The following is a 16,065-nucleotide window of genomic DNA, read 5'->3' as shown; positions in this document are numbered from 1 at the left end:
TTCGGTGCTGCCTCTGCTGACTCGCTCAAAGGCTGCTAATAAGGTTTCAACTTCTGTTTCTCTGCCGTAGAGTTTTTGAGGGATTTGAAACTTATCTGTAATATCTTTTTGGGCGATCGCAAAATCTGCAATTCCTCCCATAGTTTTTAATTGTTCTAGGCATTCTTCTAAGTCAGCGATAATTCCCCAAGGGCTTTGATATCTGGCTTCAGCAGTTTTCGCTAATAGCTTCATCACAATATCAGAAACAGCTTTAGGAATTTCTCGATTGATTTGATGGGGCGGTACTGCTTGTTTGGCAATGTGACAGTGGATTAATTCCATTGCATCGCTGTAATCCCATGGCAATTGCCGCGTTAGCAGTTCGTAAAAAGTGACTCCTAATGAGTAAAAATCAGTGCGATAGTCGATCGATCGGTTCATTCTGCCTGTTTGTTCCGGCGATATATAGCTAAGAGTGCCTTCTAAAACATTAGGATTTTTCAGGCTAGGATTTTCGCGCTTTAAAACTGTAGAGATGCCAAAATCTATAATTTGAACTCGCCCTGTGCTTGAGTTAATAATAATATTGCTGGGATTGATATCTTTATGAATAATTTTATGTCTATGAATTTCACCTAAAGCCCTGGTTATTTTAATAGCTGTTAATAAAAACTCTTCTAAGGTAAGTTGATGAGAAGCCAACAAGAGCTTTAATGAGTCTCCACCACAATCCTCGAAAATGATAGCCAAACTGTTATGGTATCTTTCTAAACTGTAGGTTTTAGGCACACTTTCTAGGTGAAGATTGTGTGTAATTTCGTATTCCTGCTTGTATCTGACTAACGAAGCTGGCATCGGATAATCTTGTTTGAGAAATTTGATAATTACCAGTTGGTTGTCTTGCTTTCTCAGTCCCCGGTAAACTAAAGAATTATTACTTTCATGGATTTGGTTGGTAATGTCGTAGCCCGGTAAGTTAATCATTCTTACATCCTCTTGTCAGTATTAATACTCAATTATTTTTTTAGCAATTGTTAATTAATTAAGTATATGTATTATCTAATACATAATAATATCCGAAAATTTAATAAAAACTTAAGTTTAAAAAGAAAAGTTATTGTTTATTAACATTTCTTAAAAATAAGACGGCTAAACGTTCCGGTCAGGAGTGCGATCGCTCCCCAGTTTCCTGCAAAATGCGGCAAAACAGAGTGAAGTGCGATCGCCCTTGGTCTTCATAGCAGATGTGGGCGTTGCATAATTAGAGTATAAATAGGGCGAATCACCATGCAATGAAAGCGAGTGCAAACCGGCTCTTTTTCCTTCTTCATTCAACATCTTCATTACCAAGGATTACCAATCATTGTAAAGGCGGCCCAATAATAAGGATGCAAAAGCACGCGATCGCCCCGCGCAGCAATTTCAGGAGGCAAAATTAGACTTTCAGAAAGCCCATCGACTCGCAGCATCCCGTCTTGAATCCGCACGCGCCCCCGCAGCATCTCCAATTGCGCGCGCCGCAAAGCCTCCGCTTTAATCATCAAATTGCCACCGCGTCTGGGGGTTCGCAACTGCCGATAAAACTCAGTCATCAGCCCCAAAGTCCCCTCATCGCTGACTTCCCACAAACTCGCCAAAGCCGATTTAGCACCGCTAGCTACCGCCAAACCCGCAAACCCCAACTCCGCCTCTTCGTCGCCCAAAGCGGTACTGCACGCGCTTAAAACTAACAGATTCACCGGCGGTTCATTCCATCGCAACTGCCGCATTTGATCGATACGTAATTTAGTGTCCCACAACTGAATGTAAGAATTTTTCGGTTCTCCGGGCTGGAATTCGCTGTGAGTTGCTAAGTGAATGATACCAAAAGGTCGATTTGCTCGCTGAGCTTGCAAATTTCCGAGAGTAAAATCTTGATTCAAAAATGATTTTCCCCGATCGGGCGGCGCGATCGACTCTAACTCCACCGGTACCGCTGGTAATGGCGCTTTATCTTCAAATACCGACGCCCCCATTGCCAAAACTTCATCATCCGCAATATTGTCGTAGCGAGTATCAGTTAAACTCAGACTCGGCATCACGCTAATGCTGTATTTCTCAACTAAAAAGCCTTTGCCGTCGTGAAGAGCCGCAAACGGCACGCTCCGCAAACCGGCTGCCGGAATTACAATTAAATTGTCAATTTTTAAAGCTGTCAATTCTGCAGCAACTGGCGCAATTAACCACCGATAAAGTTTTTGCGCGGTATCCAAATAACTAAGGCTGCTTCTTTTTCGGGGATTAGTTATTTCGCTTTGCAGGGCATCGGCTAGTTGCAACACCTGCCAGCGCGTTGTCGCCGGAATTAAAACGCGCTGGGGTTGAGCGTTAGCTGTTACTAACACTAATTCTAAATACTCCCCATTAGGAACATCGGAAACTTCTTTGCCATCCGGCGGCAACCTCTGGGCAAACTTATCTTCTAAAGGATGAGGAGGCTGGGATGCGAGGTTTTTTCTCACAGGTAATAGATTAGATAAATCCTGACTAGCCACCAGCACCGAACCATTTTCTTTAGCCGCGCGTGCATCCGCTCTGCTGACCCAATTCATATAAATAATCGCAGATTTTATCCCGGTAATTTGTTCATTTTTGCGAAGATTTTCGTAAATTACTGACATATTACTAATCGGTCTTCTTGCGGGCAAGTCCAGATATTTTTCGTACTCGCGAGTAAAGGTTTGCTCAAACTCTAAAACTCCCGAACCAGCCCCATCTAATCTGCGAGAAGGAGCGAAAATATCCGGGCTAATTTCGGGAGTTTTGTATGGACTTTGCGATCGCAATTCTACTTGCACAGATGCAGGAAGTGACAGCGCCGGCTCTGGATTTACGGGGACTACTGGCACTACAGGCGGTGCGGGAATTGTTTCGGGAATTGGTTCGGGAATTGGTTCGGGAATTGGTTCGGGAATTGGTGCAGGAGTAGAGGGCGCGGCAGGTGTAATTAGAGAAATCTGATTTGGTAAATTTCCTTGGGTGTAAGTTTGTCCAAAAGAAAAAGTGGGCAAAATGGCGTTTCCCGCGCCAGCATTAATGCTTCCCAGGGTTCCATTGTCGATCGCGCCACCAACTACAAACGGTCGATCGATACCGCCTCCGTGCCCAATTGCGATCGCCCCCGCCCCCGCACCTCCGGCAGTAGAAATACTCGAAGAATTGCCCGATATATCGTTGAAAACATTGTTCGAGCGAAACAAACCGAGGGTTGTCACATCAACGCTGCCACCAGCGCCACCAGTGCCACCTTGAGCATTGATAAAGCCCAACTGAATGTTATCAGTCGCGTTCAGGGAAACGCCTCCGCCGTTGCCGTTTGAAGTGCCGCTGGAGTTGATATCTAGAGCCGAAATGCCCGCTTTCGAGGTGACATCGATATTTCCGCCGATCGCCCCCGAAGCGTTCAAAGCTCCGGCAGTTAAAGGCCCAGCATTGGTTTGGAGAGCGATCTCGCCTCCTGTTCCCGCCGATGACGAGTCGATCGCACCTGCAGCAACAGTATTCCCCTCAACCCGAATCCTCCCACCATTCGAGGTAATATTACCAGTCCGCACCTCCCCGCTTCCTTGCAGATTCACGCTGCCACCATCCGCCCTTAAATTACCCTCTAGGAAGACGTTTTCTGCCTTGATATCGGCTCCCAAAGCGGCCGTGGTGTCCCCCCCGAAGGTAACGGAATCGCGGGCGTTAACGCTCAAACTTCGTGCTGTAATTGTGGAAGCAGCCGTCACGCTAGCAGCATCGGCAGAGAGCTGGCCCAACCTCTGAGTTTGACCGACTCTGCCGTCAAAAGTAATGTTGCCACCAGCGCGCAGCGTCAAATTATTAGCCCGGCCCGGGATGCTGTCGAGGGTATTGGCAAAAGTGATATTGCCGGTAGTGGCGGCTAGGGCGGCGGTGCGATCGACTGTGACGTTACTATTGAAAGTCATGTCGCCAGATGTCGCAATATTGCCCGAAACCTCGGTACTGCTGGCGTTGACATTCAAACTCGCCAGCGGTGCAGCTTGACCAACTGTAGCGCCGAACAGCACTCGCTGAGCGTCTAGTCTCAGGGCGTGAGATCCGTCTAGGCTACCGGAGAACAGAATGTTGCCGGTAGCTTCCGTGCTCAAAGCTACGTCAGCATTGAGGGATGCGTTTCCTGTAAAAGTGAGATCGCCGCCGGATGTGGCAATGTTGGCGTTGAGATCAGTTTGGGGCGCGTCGAGAGTCAAGCTAGCGCTGCCACTTGTTCTCAGGGGATTGTTGATCGCGATCGAGCTGCCTTGAAGTGTCAGCGGGCTGTTGAAGGTAATGGGTGCGACGATCGCGATCGAGGAGCTGCTACCGTTTTCGCGCCCGATCGCGATCGAGCCGAAATCCCCCGCCAAAGTGCCGAGATCCCTTGCCGTCAAGTCCAAAATGCCCAAAATATCGCCGGTACCACCGATCCGAATTGCTCGGCTATCGTTGGGTTGCAAGCGAATTGTTCCCCCTGCACTGCTGATAGAATTGCTGCCGCCTCTGAAGTCAATGCCGTTACCAGTGATAGCGATATTGCCACCGTTGGCATTAAGTCCGCCCAGAGAGATGCTGCTGGCGAAAATGTTGATGTTGCCACCTTGAGTCTCGATTAAATCCTTGGGATCATTGACAACAAACACTCCGCCGGATCTAAATGTTACGGTGTCTCCCGTTCTTGCTTGCAGGGAAAGTTGGTTATCGGGTAAGTCTTGGAGGGTGATGTAGCCGGGGGTTTCTATAACCACGTTGCTGCCGGCCGCCATCTGTTCCAACTGTACTTCTGAGATCGATGTTTCATTGGGTTCAGGTGCCGATGCGAGTTCCCCGCCAGATGGCGCGCTGGTGTCGCCGTTACCGCTGACGATCGCAATATTGGCCGGATCGAGCCACAGGTTGCCGATCGCACCGTTAGTCGCGCGGGTATCGACCTCTCCTTGGAAAGTTAAAGCATTTTTGCCTGAAACTTCTACTGTTCCGCCGTTACCTGCGGCGATGCCGCCGCGAGCAGTAATATTGCCCAAGAAGCGAGTTGTATTGTCTGACCAAATTACCGCAGTGCCGCCATTGCCACGGTCGATCGCGTTTGCTGCGATCGTAGAATCAGGACTAACATAAGTTACCTGGGCATTTGGCACTGGTTCCATCCCCTGGAAACCGCCTCCGACGCGCACAGTACCTCCGCCGTCAGTGCCGGAAGCATTGATATTTGCGCCGAAGAGTCCGACTTTTTCCCCTAAAATATTGACTGTGCCGCCAGCATTCCCGGAACGGCCAAATACATTTACCGAACCGGAGACGATCGCACTTCCGGCAACTGCGGGTACTGTTTGGCCGCCAGTCAGTACCAATTGACCTTGTTCGTTAGTCGTTAAACCTGTGGCTGATGCTACGCCGGAGCCCGTCAGCAACTGAGGCAAAGAAACCGGGGCGATCGCCGAGTTTTCTGACTGCCAAGACGGAGTAATTTCTAAACTCAATAAATTGCCAACTTGACTAATACGGACTGCATTTTGTCCCGGAACAGCAGCCACAGTAACTTGACCATGGGGAGCGGATAATTGTCCTGTATTAACAACGGTGCCACCGAGTAAAGTTAAACTTTGCCCGCTGCCAACTGCCAAGTTTCCGGCATTGACAATTGCACCAACTTGTGAGTTTTTAAAATTAAATTGATTGGGATTTCCCAGTAAAGCTTTGTAATCATTAATTCCGGCAGAATTGAACCAGCGATCGCCGAACCCAATACCTGTAGCAGTTGTCGCGAAAAAAGACCCCGGCACGTTTAATCTAGCATTTTGACCGAAGACAATTCCCGCCGGATTCATTAAGAATAAATTTGAGTTACCGCCGCTTACAGAAATCAGACCGTTAATGAGGGAAACATTGTCGCCGGAAATCCGCCCTAAAATATTTTGAATATTTGGATTAGTTATAAAATTAGCTATTTGACCTTCGCTGAGATTAAATTGGCTGAAGCTGTGAAACAGATTTGCCCCGTTTCCTGACAGTTGTCCGCCACTAATGTCTGTGCGGTTTTGCTCGGACTTAACAACAGTATTCGTGCCGTCAGTAGCAGGGACTACGGGTTGCGATCGCACTGCTAGCGGTAGCAGCCCAAAACCTAATGTCAAAATTAGAGCAGAACGAAAATAGGTCATTGGAGGAAGCCATTAGTCATTAGTTATTAGTTCTTAGTCATTAGTCATTAGCCGGAAGGAAGAGGGAATTCCGAAAAGCCAATTCTCCATTACCAATTTTAATCTCTTCTCGTTTTGATTTTTTTTGAGCTGTAATGTTCCGCCCAAGTGCCAATAAACTTAAAAAAGTCGATCGAATACTGCCACCGCCGGGGGTCGATCGCACTCCAAAACCACCCGTTGCCAGAATGTCGGAAATTTAATGCAGATTTTATATTTATCTGTCGCAGGTATCTTGACAAAATGCTCTCAAAGCCTTATGATTGCAGCACTGACTGGGTGGGACGGCAAAAACCCGCAAAATAACTGGCTGCTCTAATGAAGTTAAAAACAAAATATTAATGCTTTTAGAGACCAACCATGCAAACTCCAGCTTTCCAATTTCTAACTGAACAAATAGTAGAGCGGATATTTTCTTCAGGCGAACTGACTCGCGATGACAGACAGCGAATTCAGTCAATGCTCTTAAATGAGTCGATCGGCGAAAATGAATTGAGCTTAATTGAAAGAGTCATGGAAGGCGTAGTCAATGGAATACTTGACGTGCTCAATTAGTTGAGAACGGGCGATAACTTATCTAAACGTAGGGTGCGCCAGGCCGCGCACCTTACCCTAATTTTAAATAAAAAAATCGCAAAGCCAAAAGCGAAAATTCTGTCACGGTTCTAAAAATCATCATCCGGGCTGTCATCCGGGCCGTCATTCGAGATTTCATCGCGACGCACAAGTTCAGAAGGAGGCCTATCGCTACTCCAAGCCCACCACACACCGCCACACTGGCATCTGTAAAATTCTTGCCACTTGCGGCGGTTGAACTCGGTGTATACTGGCGATCGGCGATTAATCCAGACCTCAGCGGCATCTGTACAGCTAGCGCCGCACTTGGGACAGCAAAACTCATTAGCGTGAACCGCCGTCGCAGTCCATTCAGGAGGATGTGGAGCAAAAGCTTCCATGTGTTAGAGTTTCTATTTAAACTGCTGGTAATTACGGCAAATCAAGGCTTGCTAAAGATCCGCAGAGTTCGGAATGACCTAAGCAATGACATAAGTACGCTGTTGAGTGCGTAATTTATCTGCCCGTTATTTTTTTTAGCATTTGCCGTCAGATGAATAGTATAACTGATGTGGTGCAAGCCGTCGATCGGCATTCTCAACTATTTCAAGGACTAGGCTCATGTCTATCTACAATCTTATCTCGTTTCTGGGCATTTTTGGCTTATGTGCGATCGCCTGGGTTTTTTCAGAAAATCGACAGTCGAAGTATATACCTTGGCGCGTCATCATCTGGGGCATTGGCCTGCAATTAGTCTTAGGATTTTTAGTATTCCTGTTCCCCCCAACTCGCATCGCCCTAGAGTGGTTTACTAGCTTACTGGATGGAGTATTCACCGCTGCTGACGCTGGAGCGAGGTTTGTATTCGGGAGCAATGTTGTACCCATACCTGGTAAAGAGCCGGCAGTTAATTTAGGATATATTTTTGCCTTTCGAGCTTTACCGACAGTCATCTTTTTTTCTGGCCTCATGGCCTTGCTATACAACATCGGCGTGATTCAAATTATCACCGAACTTTTTGCCAAAATCTTTTACATGACAATGCGGTTGAGCGGCGCGGAAGCCCTCAGCGGTGCGGCCAATATTTTCGTAGGAATTGAAGCGGCAATTGTCGTCAAGCCTTATTTGCCCAAAATGACTCGTTCCGAACTTTGTGCAATCCTCTCTTGCTGTTTTGGGACTGCGGCTTCTTCAACTTTAGCAATTTACGTCAGCTTTCTCAAGCCAGTTTTTCCCAATATTTTAGGACACTTAGTTTCCGCCTCAATTATCGCCATTCCCGCTTGTTTTGTCCTCTCCAAAATCTTAGTACCAGAAACAGGCGTGCCCCTAACAATGGGTGGCATTCCCAAGGAAGAACGGCAGCCTAAAGGCCGCGAGTTTGTGGGCGAAGAAATTTCGGACAGGGAGCGCGAAGAATTCAAACAAGAGACTGTTGGGGGAGAACCCATCGAACGAGTCAGCCCTTTAGATGCAGCGATAATTGGTGCATTGGACGGTGTAAAAATGGCAGTAGCAATTGCCGCTGTTTTGATTTTAATCTTAGGCTTAGTTTCCTTAATCAATCAATTCTTTGGTTGGCTGGCAATTTTGCCCGGCCCAATTGGTGACTTGTTCAAAGTTGTCACCTTAGCCAACATTATGGGAGTCTTATTTTATCCCCTGACACTATTAACAGGAGTCTTTCTTGAGGACTCTTGGCAAGCCTCAGTAATCATCGGTCGTAGGTTGTTAGAAACAGCGATTCCGCCCTATCAAAGTTTAGCAGAAGCGGGCGCAAAAGGCCTGGTGAGCGATCGTACAGTTTTAATTGTCAGTTACGCCCTATCCGGCTTTGCCCACTTAGCCTCCGTCGGCATATTTGTCGGCGGCACGATCGCCCTAATTCCATCCCGCCGCAAAGACATTTCCGAACTCGGTTGGAAAGCATTATTTGTCGGCACCTTAGCCACAATGATGATCGCTTGCATCGCTGGAACCTTCGACACTGGAGATGCCAGCATTTTAGGCGCTAAAACAGCCCCTGCTGCCCCGCTAACAGCCCCTGAATCTCTAAAATCACCGGCATCCCCAGCCGCAAATTCAAAGCCGTCAGTTGCCCCAGCTATTGTCAGTCCAAAACCTTCTGGTAATACCGAAAAAGCGACTCCCAGAGATCAAGAATCTCCCTCTCCTGCCTCCAAGAAAAACCCTTAATTATCTTCTATGGATTTGTAGGCGCGGGTTTTACGAACCATATTTAACTCCCGTCAAAAATCTACATAAACCCGCCCCCACACAACCCATAACCTACATCAACTTTGATTTCGATAAAATCAGTTATTGACGCACTCTGACCCAAGAAACCGGGTTTTTCCACCAAATCTGTGGCTGTAACGCATCTTATCAGCAAAAAAACCGGTTTCTGGCTACCCGTGCATAAGTCCTAAGATTGTCAATTATCTACAAATATTGTATGTATAGGAATCCTTGCAGGAGTCGTAAATTTTTGACCCCACCCCAACCCTCCCCTTACTAAGGGGAGGGAGTAAGAAATTCACAAATGATTTAGGATTGCTATAAAACTAGCGATTGGGTGGGGGCGGGTTTACGAAATTGTAGGTTTTAGGCAATTATTTTCGGTAAAACCAGCCCCTACAAGCCGCTGATAGATATTATTGTTTTTTATGCAGATGCAATCACCAATTACCAATTATCAATTACCCTAAAATTTATGAATCCCGACCCAGAAATTCGTCGCCTGTTAGATGTGATGCCCGCTTCCGGTCGCATGACGTGTAAAATTATTAATAAACCCCAACAATCAACGGTAATTGACTGCGAGTTTCCTTTGCCTTGGAATCAATCGCGCCCGATTTATATTAATTTTGATTTGTGGCGGCTGCTATCTAAGCCGCAGCGGGATTTACTGCTATTGCGGAATGTAAGTTTTCTGTGCAATTTTAAGTGGTTTAAACCGGATATTTATCAAGGTGCAGCTCTGGCGGGAATTGTCGGGACTGTTGTAGAATTGTTGCAGGGAGATGCGATCGGCACTGCGATCGCGGGCGGTTTGACGGGACTCGCCATGACTCGAATTTGGCGCGACAACCGCAGTTCCCAAGTAGAGTTAGATGCTGACGAGGGGGCGATTAGAGTAGCGGGAAGGCGTGGTTACAACGAAGCGGAAGCGGCCGGACATTTGCTTGGGGCGATCGAGGCTGTGGCGCAAATTGAAGGGCGCAGTTTGGATTTTAATGAGTTGATTCGGTGTCAAAACTTAAAGGCGATATCGGGTATTTCGGCCGTGGGCGTGCCCGATAGTGTGAGGAAAGATTGAAAACTACTTTCTTCCTACCAGAAGAATATAGAAATTTCGGCTTTACCAAATTGTGTCGATACTTGATAATTGAATCCGGCGATCGCGACTACACTGGCACGTTAAGATACAAAGCAGAAGCAGCGATTATGCGATCGGGCAAATCGGGAATTTGCGCTCGCCCGACCCATCCCCTAAGACTTACCTATGAGCTAGAACAATGATAAACTTGATATTCATACCCATCCACCGCAGGTAAATCGCGCGATTCAACCTGACACTTTTGTCCTTCTAGATTCACAGGTACGCGAAAATTAACCAACCACAAATCTAGCGGGCGTTCTAATTGACTGAGTGTTTTGTCAAGTGTCCCTGCTGCGATTTCCGGTGCATCCCTTCTCTGATTAGCTAAAAGAAACAGCGGAGAATCAAAGGCTTTAACTTCTTCTTTCTTCCTAACATCCGTTACATCCGCTACAAAATCAGTTGTCGAACTTCTTTCCCATTCCCACCCTATCCCCATCAACTCTCCTATTTCTACATGAGTCTTTTGAGTAGTAGCAATTAACACGGGAACTTTCGATACTTCACGCATAATTGGAATTAAAATATCGGGTTTGTAATATTTGCGATAGCCGAGATTGGAATTTACTGTGACACCGCTAAAAAAACCCATTGCTAAAATTAGCACCACTGCTTTTTTGCCCGGAACTTCGATCGCCCGTAAATTAAACCATTGACTTTTTGCTGTAGGTGTGTTAAAAACAACCGCCAAGGTTGCTCCTAAAAGCAATATTACTCCCGGAAAGTAGACGAAATTGTATCGAGCCCCGCGAGTTAGGTCAATGCCGAGAATATATGCAAAGCTGAAAAATAGGAAAATTGCTCCTAGCACAAATCCGCCGAAAATAACAGTACCTAAACGAGTATCGGGCGCTGTTAAGGACTTTTTAAGAGCGCTAAACAGGATGGGAAGCACCAATATAAAAAATACTGTCATTACGATCGCCGATGCTACTACTACTACCAAATTTGGCGATTCCACCGGCAGCAGAGAGATGACAGTGATCCATCCAGCTAAAGCTTGAAAAATCGGCGCGATCCAATTTAAAAATGTGCGATCGCCGCTGACAATCCAATTAGTTAGTTCGCTGCCGTATTTATTGGACAAAAATACCGGCAACCAAACTAAACCGCCAGCTAAAGTACCGATCGCTACTGCGAAAAACCGCCAAACAATTTGAAATTGCCAAATATTAGGCTGCTGGCTGTTGTCAATTGGCAAATTTCCATTAAACTGCTGCCAGATTACCGCAATTAATGCTATTGCTTCCGCGCACAAAGTCAGTGTAAAAAAATAGTGAGCGGCAATCCCTAAACAATTAACAACTACCCAAAGTAGCACCGCCCAAATAGGGAGAGGAGCGCGCTGTTGCAGCTTTGTTGCAGCTAATGTCAAGCAAAAAAGAGAGGCAATAACTAATAAGATTCCTAAAGTGTAATGGCGAGCTTCTTGAGCGAGATAAATGCCGTAGGGAGAAACTGCCATCATCGCGGCTGCACATTGACCGACTAAACGAGAACTAAAAGCAAATTTCCCCAAAAAGTAGATAGCTGGAACTGAAATCACGCCCAATAATGCAGGAAGAGCTCGCCCTATCCAAACTAAACTATCCTCGGTCGGCCCAAACAGTCGCATCCACCAGTGGGCGAGCATAAAATACACTGGTGGATGATTGCTTTCTAGCAGCAAATTCCGGAGCACGTCGGCTGTGTCAGCATCGGGGCGCAATTGTAGGGGTTGTAATAATGTAGAAAGGTCGATCGCGCGATCGATCGGCACACCGCGAAAACTGTTGCCCAAACTAAACACTAGAGTAGAAAACTCATCCGTCCACAGCGGTTTCAAGTCCAAATTGGCAAAGCGCAAAATAAAGGCGATCGCAGTCCATAGAAATAGCAACAACAGTTGTTTGTTCTTAATCATTAATTCAGTCATCTAAAGGCAGTTGGCAATTGGCAGTTGGCAGTGGTTAGTTGTCAGTTCTAATAAGAACTAACAACTAACCAAACTAAAAGCTATTTTTGAACGTCCGTCACCCGCCAACTCAGTTTCATATTGATCCAGAAATTCCACAGAGTCACAGTCGCGATCGCAATCAACTTAGCGCAATATTCGTTTACCTTAAAAACATTAAACAGCAGATTCACCAGCAGCACATTTATAATCAAGCCAATCAAACAAATCACATTAAATTTCAACAGCCGTTTCAAGCGCTGGCGCTTTCCAGGCTGCCGCTTAGAAATATCACGAAAAGTCCATAAATCATTCCACAAGAAATTATTGATAATTGCCACTTCAGCAGAAAAGATTGCACTGCGAGTCAGCCCCAAACCAAGGACAGTCCGCAGCAGGCAAAAAACTCCCATATCGACAAACACACCGCTGAAACCAACCACGCCAAACCGCAGGAATCGGCCCATCGGCCAGCGGGCAAGCCGCAACCGAAGCAAATGTCGCAAATAGTCAATATACTGTTTCCAGGTAACTTTGCTCTCGCCTTCTTGCCGCTCCTGAAACACGTAACCAACTTCTCCAATCCAGCGGATGTCCCCCCTGCCGAGCACTTCAATCAATATTTTGTAACCAGCAGGATTCATGGTTTTGCCGGCTATGCAACTGCGGCGCACCATAAAATAGCCACTCATCGGATCGGAAACTCGGCCCACCACTCCCGGCAGAATCACCAACCCCACGGTTTGAGCGCCCCGCGATAAAAATCGCCTGACAACGCTCCAGTCGCTCACCCCACCCTCGCCCACGTGACGACTGGCAGCAGCTAAATCTGCTCCCCGCTGAATTTCTGCTAAAAGCTGCAACAGCGTCTCCGGGGGATGCTGCAAGTCGGCATCGATGACGCCCAAAACCTCACCGCGAGCGACCTGCCATCCGCGAATTACCGCTGTGGAAAGTCCCCGCTCCTCTTCCCGGCGCATTACCCGCAATTGCGGATATTCCGGTGTCAGGGACAGGGCGACTTCCCAGGTGCGATCGGGGCTGTCGTCATCGACTACAATTAATTCGTAGTTGCCGGGAAGGATACCATCGAGCAATTGGCTCAATTTTTCCACAATACTCTGGATATTCCTGCGCTCGTTGTACGTGGGAATTACCAGGGAAAAATAAATTGGCGGTGTGCCTGCGTTTACAAAAGTTGAACCGAAAGTCTGTATAGCAGGAATTTGCAAAGGCCCCGACGGTACTGGCAAGACCTGATTTGGTTGGTAGCTGCCCATAATTTGAGTGTTCAGAAAGTTAAGAATAGTTTGGTAGCACTTGAGATTGTAAAATATCGTTCCTCCATAATTGATTAGTTAAAATATAAAAACGCCTTAATTCTAGTCAGTAATTCTGTAGCTGAGTTAAAAAGAAAACTGTGGATGCAATTCTCGATCGAGCTTTACAAGGTTATAACATCTCTTCTGCAGAAGCCTTGGTACTTTTGCAGCAAACAGAGCCAGACGCGCGAGCTTCTATTCAAACAACCGCTGACTTGCTCCGCCGCCAACAATCAGGAGATACTGTCACCTACGTTATCAATCGGAATATTAATTTTACTAACATTTGCGAGCAGCATTGCAGTTTTTGTGCATTCCGCCGCGACGAGGGAGATGAGGGCGCTTTTTGGTTAGATGCAGCTCAAATTCAGGAAAAGGCAACTGATGCAGTGCAGCGGGGAGCAACGGAAATTTGTATGCAGGGTGGCTTAAATCTTCAAGCTAAGCTGAACGGCGCATTTTTACCTTATTATCTGCAATTGGTGAAAACTATTAAGGATAAGTTTCCTCAGTTGCACTTGCACGCTTTTTCGCCGCAAGAAATAGAATTTATTGCCAGAGGAGATAATCTTAGTTTCAGCTATGTAATTTCGGCTTTGCAGGATGCGGGAGTTGGTTCGATGCCGGGAACCGCAGCGGAAGTTCTCGACGATTCTGTGCGACGGGTGATTTGCCCGGAAAAACTAAATTCGGCAACTTGGCTGGAAATTGTGGGAACTGCTCACAGTCTGGGTTTGCCGACAACGAGTACGATGCTGTGCGGGCATATTGAGACAGCCGAACAGCAGGTTTTGCATTTAGAAAAAGTACGATCGCTCCAACAAACTGCGATCGACCAAAACTATCGGGCACGCATCACAGAATTTATTTTACTACCATTTGTCGGACAGCAAGCACCGGCTCCTTTGCGGAGTCGAGTCGGCCGCGACCAACCAATTTTAGCAGATACATTGTTACTCACCGCTGTATCGAGAATCTTCTTAGGCAATTTGATTTCCAATCACCAACCGAGTTGGGTAAAATTAGGTTTAGATGGAGCTACAGAAGCGCTGAAATGGGGCTGCAACGACATCGGCGGTACATTGATGGAAGAACACATTACAACGATGGCCGGTGCGGTGGGCGGCAGTTGTCAATCTGTGGAAGATTTGCAAAATGCGATTCGTTCTTTGGGGCGGAGTTATCAGCAAAGAGATACAATTTATCGACCTTTAGGGGTTGACAATGTGGCAGTAATAAATAGTAGGATAAATTGAGCGATGTCTTATAGCGAGTTTACCTCAATTATCAAAGTTAAACAAGCCTTTGGATTGACAACTGTAGAAGGGCCGCGATTTCTACCGCAAATAACTCCGATCGCTCCGAGTGCAACCCTGACAGATTTTTTGGCAAATAGTTTACCCGTAGCTGTGGCCACAGGTAGCGAAAAAGCTCGCTCGGAAATGATTATTACTCCGGTACTGCTGGAAGTCAGGAAGATTTTGCAGCAGAATATTAGCTTGTTTTCGGGGGAAGACTTTACGGTTGATTATGAAATTGGACTAAACGGGATTTGTGATTATTTGATTAGTCGTTCTCCCGAAATGCTGGAGATTGAAGCACCCGCAGTGGCGGTTGTTGAGGCTAAAAAAGCCGATTTGAAGACAGGAATTGGACAGTGCGTTGCAGAAATGGTGGCAATGCAGAAGTTTAATGAAGCGAAGGGGAAACCAATTTCAGTTATTTATGGCAGTGTCAGCAACGGCACGCAGTGGCGATTTCTCAAACTAGAGGAAAAAATTGTATCGATCGATCTTAATGACTATGCCTTGCCTCCGGTGGACGAAATTTTGGGAATGCTGGTTTGGATGGTACGAGATGGCTGAATAATCGCGATCGCACTTTTGACTCAATTCTAGAAAGAGCGATCGCACATTTATGACTTCATTGTAAGCGGATTAATTTGACTAAAAGACTCATGATTTCTCCCTGATCGGGTGTAATAATGATTCGATTGTCGGGAATGGCGATCGGATGAGTCCAACGAACAGCTTCCTCGTAGCGCAATGCGTGCAGTTGGTGGATAGTTCGGCGTACCCCCAGCGGCGAACCGATGATGACGTGACGGACTGCTTCGCGATCGGCCTCAAAGGTTTGGTTGGTTAAAACATTGGGCGATGTTTGGTTCGATGATGAATCTTGCAACATAGCTTTGACTAATAATTTTGGATAGGTTTGATGCTTTGTAACGGTAAAACCGCGTACAATAACAAGTTGAAGAAAAGACAGCAATTCCCCTACAGCACAAGTTGCGGTTCTGGTGCTGTCTAATCTCTATTGCTAAAAGCGTAAATTAAATAACGGTATACGTCAACGTATTTAATAAAACCGTGCATTATTTAACATAAAGTAACAAATAGCCTATGGAAATCTCAGAAAGAGCCCAGCGATCGCCCCTAATGCGACTGAGAGTTCAGCGGTTTATGACTCAAAAGCAGCTAGCAGAAGCACTTGGCGTTACGGAAGCGACGGTAAGGAACTGGGAATCGGGGCGATCTGTACCGAAGCTAACGCCTGTTCAATACAAGAAGTTGCTAGAGATTCTGCAAATTACCTCTGCTGAATTACCAGACCAATTTGGTTTTCCCAGCGAGGGCGATCGATAGAATA

General features: G+C 46.5%; 13 protein-coding genes. 7 read left to right on the top strand and 6 right to left on the bottom strand.

Annotation, left to right across the window (positions count from 1 at the left end; translation table 11 throughout):
- Window positions 1-966: protein kinase domain-containing protein (locus Q5691_RS21865; protein ID WP_333309372.1), on the bottom strand; the 966-nt coding region annotated here is incomplete at its 3' end.
- Window positions 967-1,325: 359 nt separating this feature from the next.
- Window positions 1,326-6,185: a CHAT domain-containing protein gene (locus tag Q5691_RS21860; RefSeq protein ID WP_333346985.1), complete on the bottom strand. Its 4,860-nt coding sequence runs from the start codon at window positions 6,183-6,185 to the stop codon at window positions 1,326-1,328.
- A 399-nt stretch (window positions 6,186-6,584) separates the two neighbouring features.
- Here Q5691_RS21860 and Q5691_RS21855 point away from each other — a divergent pair, with 399 nt between their 5' ends.
- Window positions 6,585-6,779 carry a hypothetical protein gene (locus Q5691_RS21855; protein ID WP_333210325.1) on the top strand — a complete coding sequence of 65 codons (195 nt, stop codon included), beginning with the start codon at window positions 6,585-6,587 and terminating at the stop codon, window positions 6,777-6,779.
- 110 nt (window positions 6,780-6,889) lie between these two features.
- On the opposite strand, the gene Q5691_RS21850 is transcribed toward Q5691_RS21855, so the two are convergent.
- Window positions 6,890-7,180: a hypothetical protein gene (locus tag Q5691_RS21850; protein WP_333210323.1), complete on the bottom strand. Its 291-nt coding sequence runs from the start codon at window positions 7,178-7,180 to the stop codon at window positions 6,890-6,892.
- A gap of 220 nt (window positions 7,181-7,400) precedes the next feature.
- Here Q5691_RS21850 and Q5691_RS21845 point away from each other — a divergent pair, with 220 nt between their 5' ends.
- The 3 genes from Q5691_RS21845 to Q5691_RS21835 all read left to right on the top strand — a co-directional run bounded on the left by Q5691_RS21845 (window position 7,401) and on the right by Q5691_RS21835 (window position 10,301).
- On the top strand, window positions 7,401-8,975 hold the full coding sequence (locus Q5691_RS21845; RefSeq protein WP_333210322.1) for a nucleoside transporter C-terminal domain-containing protein: 1,575 nt from the start codon (window positions 7,401-7,403) through the stop codon (window positions 8,973-8,975).
- A 517-nt stretch (window positions 8,976-9,492) separates the two neighbouring features.
- Entirely contained in the window at window positions 9,493-10,098 is a 606-nt protein-coding gene (locus tag Q5691_RS21840) for a DUF3318 domain-containing protein (protein WP_333346982.1), read from the top strand.
- Window positions 10,095-10,301 carry a hypothetical protein gene (locus tag Q5691_RS21835; RefSeq protein WP_333309367.1) on the top strand — a complete coding sequence of 69 codons (207 nt, stop codon included), beginning with the start codon at window positions 10,095-10,097 and terminating at the stop codon, window positions 10,299-10,301. Before Q5691_RS21840 ends, Q5691_RS21835 begins: the two co-directional genes overlap by 4 nt.
- Here the strand turns inward: Q5691_RS21835 and Q5691_RS21830 are convergent.
- Window positions 10,283-12,076, bottom strand: coding sequence for a glycosyltransferase family 39 protein (locus Q5691_RS21830; RefSeq protein WP_333346979.1), 1,794 nt, complete (start codon window positions 12,074-12,076; stop codon window positions 10,283-10,285). The two genes, Q5691_RS21835 and Q5691_RS21830, sit on opposite strands and share 19 nt — an antisense overlap.
- 80 nt (window positions 12,077-12,156) lie before the next feature.
- Window positions 12,157-13,374 carry a glycosyltransferase gene (locus Q5691_RS21825; RefSeq protein ID WP_333346976.1) on the bottom strand — a complete coding sequence of 406 codons (1,218 nt, stop codon included), beginning with the start codon at window positions 13,372-13,374 and terminating at the stop codon, window positions 12,157-12,159.
- Window positions 13,375-13,514: 140 nt separating this feature from the next.
- Between Q5691_RS21825 and cofH the strand changes: the two genes are divergently transcribed.
- Together cofH and Q5691_RS21815 are read left to right on the top strand one after the other, a co-directional pair.
- A complete protein-coding gene (cofH, locus tag Q5691_RS21820; protein ID WP_333346973.1) occupies window positions 13,515-14,672 on the top strand; it encodes a 7,8-didemethyl-8-hydroxy-5-deazariboflavin synthase subunit CofH in 1,158 nt (385 codons plus the stop codon).
- Window positions 14,673-14,675: 3 nt separating this feature from the next.
- A complete protein-coding gene (locus Q5691_RS21815) occupies window positions 14,676-15,281 on the top strand; it encodes a hypothetical protein (RefSeq protein ID WP_333346970.1) in 606 nt (201 codons plus the stop codon).
- Between the two features lie 58 nt (window positions 15,282-15,339).
- Here Q5691_RS21815 and Q5691_RS21810 read toward each other — a convergent pair whose 3' ends face one another.
- Window positions 15,340-15,603, bottom strand: a complete 264-nt coding sequence (locus tag Q5691_RS21810) for a hypothetical protein (RefSeq protein ID WP_190731698.1) — start codon at window positions 15,601-15,603, stop codon at window positions 15,340-15,342.
- A 215-nt stretch (window positions 15,604-15,818) separates the two neighbouring features.
- Between Q5691_RS21810 and Q5691_RS21805 the strand changes: the two genes are divergently transcribed.
- Window positions 15,819-16,061 (top strand): helix-turn-helix transcriptional regulator, encoded by a 243-nt coding sequence (locus Q5691_RS21805; RefSeq protein WP_333346967.1) that lies wholly within the window; start codon window positions 15,819-15,821, stop codon window positions 16,059-16,061.
- The last annotated feature ends 4 nt before the right edge of the window (window positions 16,062-16,065 follow it).

Origin of the sequence: Microcoleus sp. w1-18aA5 (assembly GCF_036701705.1) — a bacterium.
In the GTDB taxonomy this organism is placed as follows: domain Bacteria; phylum Cyanobacteriota; class Cyanobacteriia; order Cyanobacteriales; family Microcoleaceae; genus Microcoleus.
This window is presented reverse-complemented; position numbering and strand designations above follow the sequence as displayed.

Excerpts from the sequence above, each read along its gene's own strand:
- Q5691_RS21860 (WP_333346985.1), bottom strand. The coding sequence starts at position 6,185 with ATGACCTATTTTCGTTCTGCTCTAATTTTGACATTAGGTTTTGGGCTG.
- Q5691_RS21855 (WP_333210325.1), top strand. The coding sequence starts at position 6,585 with ATGCAAACTCCAGCTTTCCAATTTCTAACTGAACAAATAGTAGAGCGG.
- Q5691_RS21850 (WP_333210323.1), bottom strand. The coding sequence starts at position 7,180 with ATGGAAGCTTTTGCTCCACATCCTCCTGAATGGACTGCGACGGCGGTT.
- Q5691_RS21845 (WP_333210322.1), top strand. The coding sequence starts at position 7,401 with ATGTCTATCTACAATCTTATCTCGTTTCTGGGCATTTTTGGCTTATGT.
- Q5691_RS21840 (WP_333346982.1), top strand. The coding sequence starts at position 9,493 with ATGAATCCCGACCCAGAAATTCGTCGCCTGTTAGATGTGATGCCCGCT.
- Q5691_RS21830 (WP_333346979.1), bottom strand. The coding sequence starts at position 12,076 with ATGACTGAATTAATGATTAAGAACAAACAACTGTTGTTGCTATTTCTA.
- Q5691_RS21825 (WP_333346976.1), bottom strand. The coding sequence starts at position 13,374 with ATGGGCAGCTACCAACCAAATCAGGTCTTGCCAGTACCGTCGGGGCCT.
- Q5691_RS21815 (WP_333346970.1), top strand. The coding sequence starts at position 14,676 with ATGTCTTATAGCGAGTTTACCTCAATTATCAAAGTTAAACAAGCCTTT.
- Q5691_RS21810 (WP_190731698.1), bottom strand. The coding sequence starts at position 15,603 with ATGTTGCAAGATTCATCATCGAACCAAACATCGCCCAATGTTTTAACC.
- Q5691_RS21805 (WP_333346967.1), top strand. The coding sequence starts at position 15,819 with ATGGAAATCTCAGAAAGAGCCCAGCGATCGCCCCTAATGCGACTGAGA.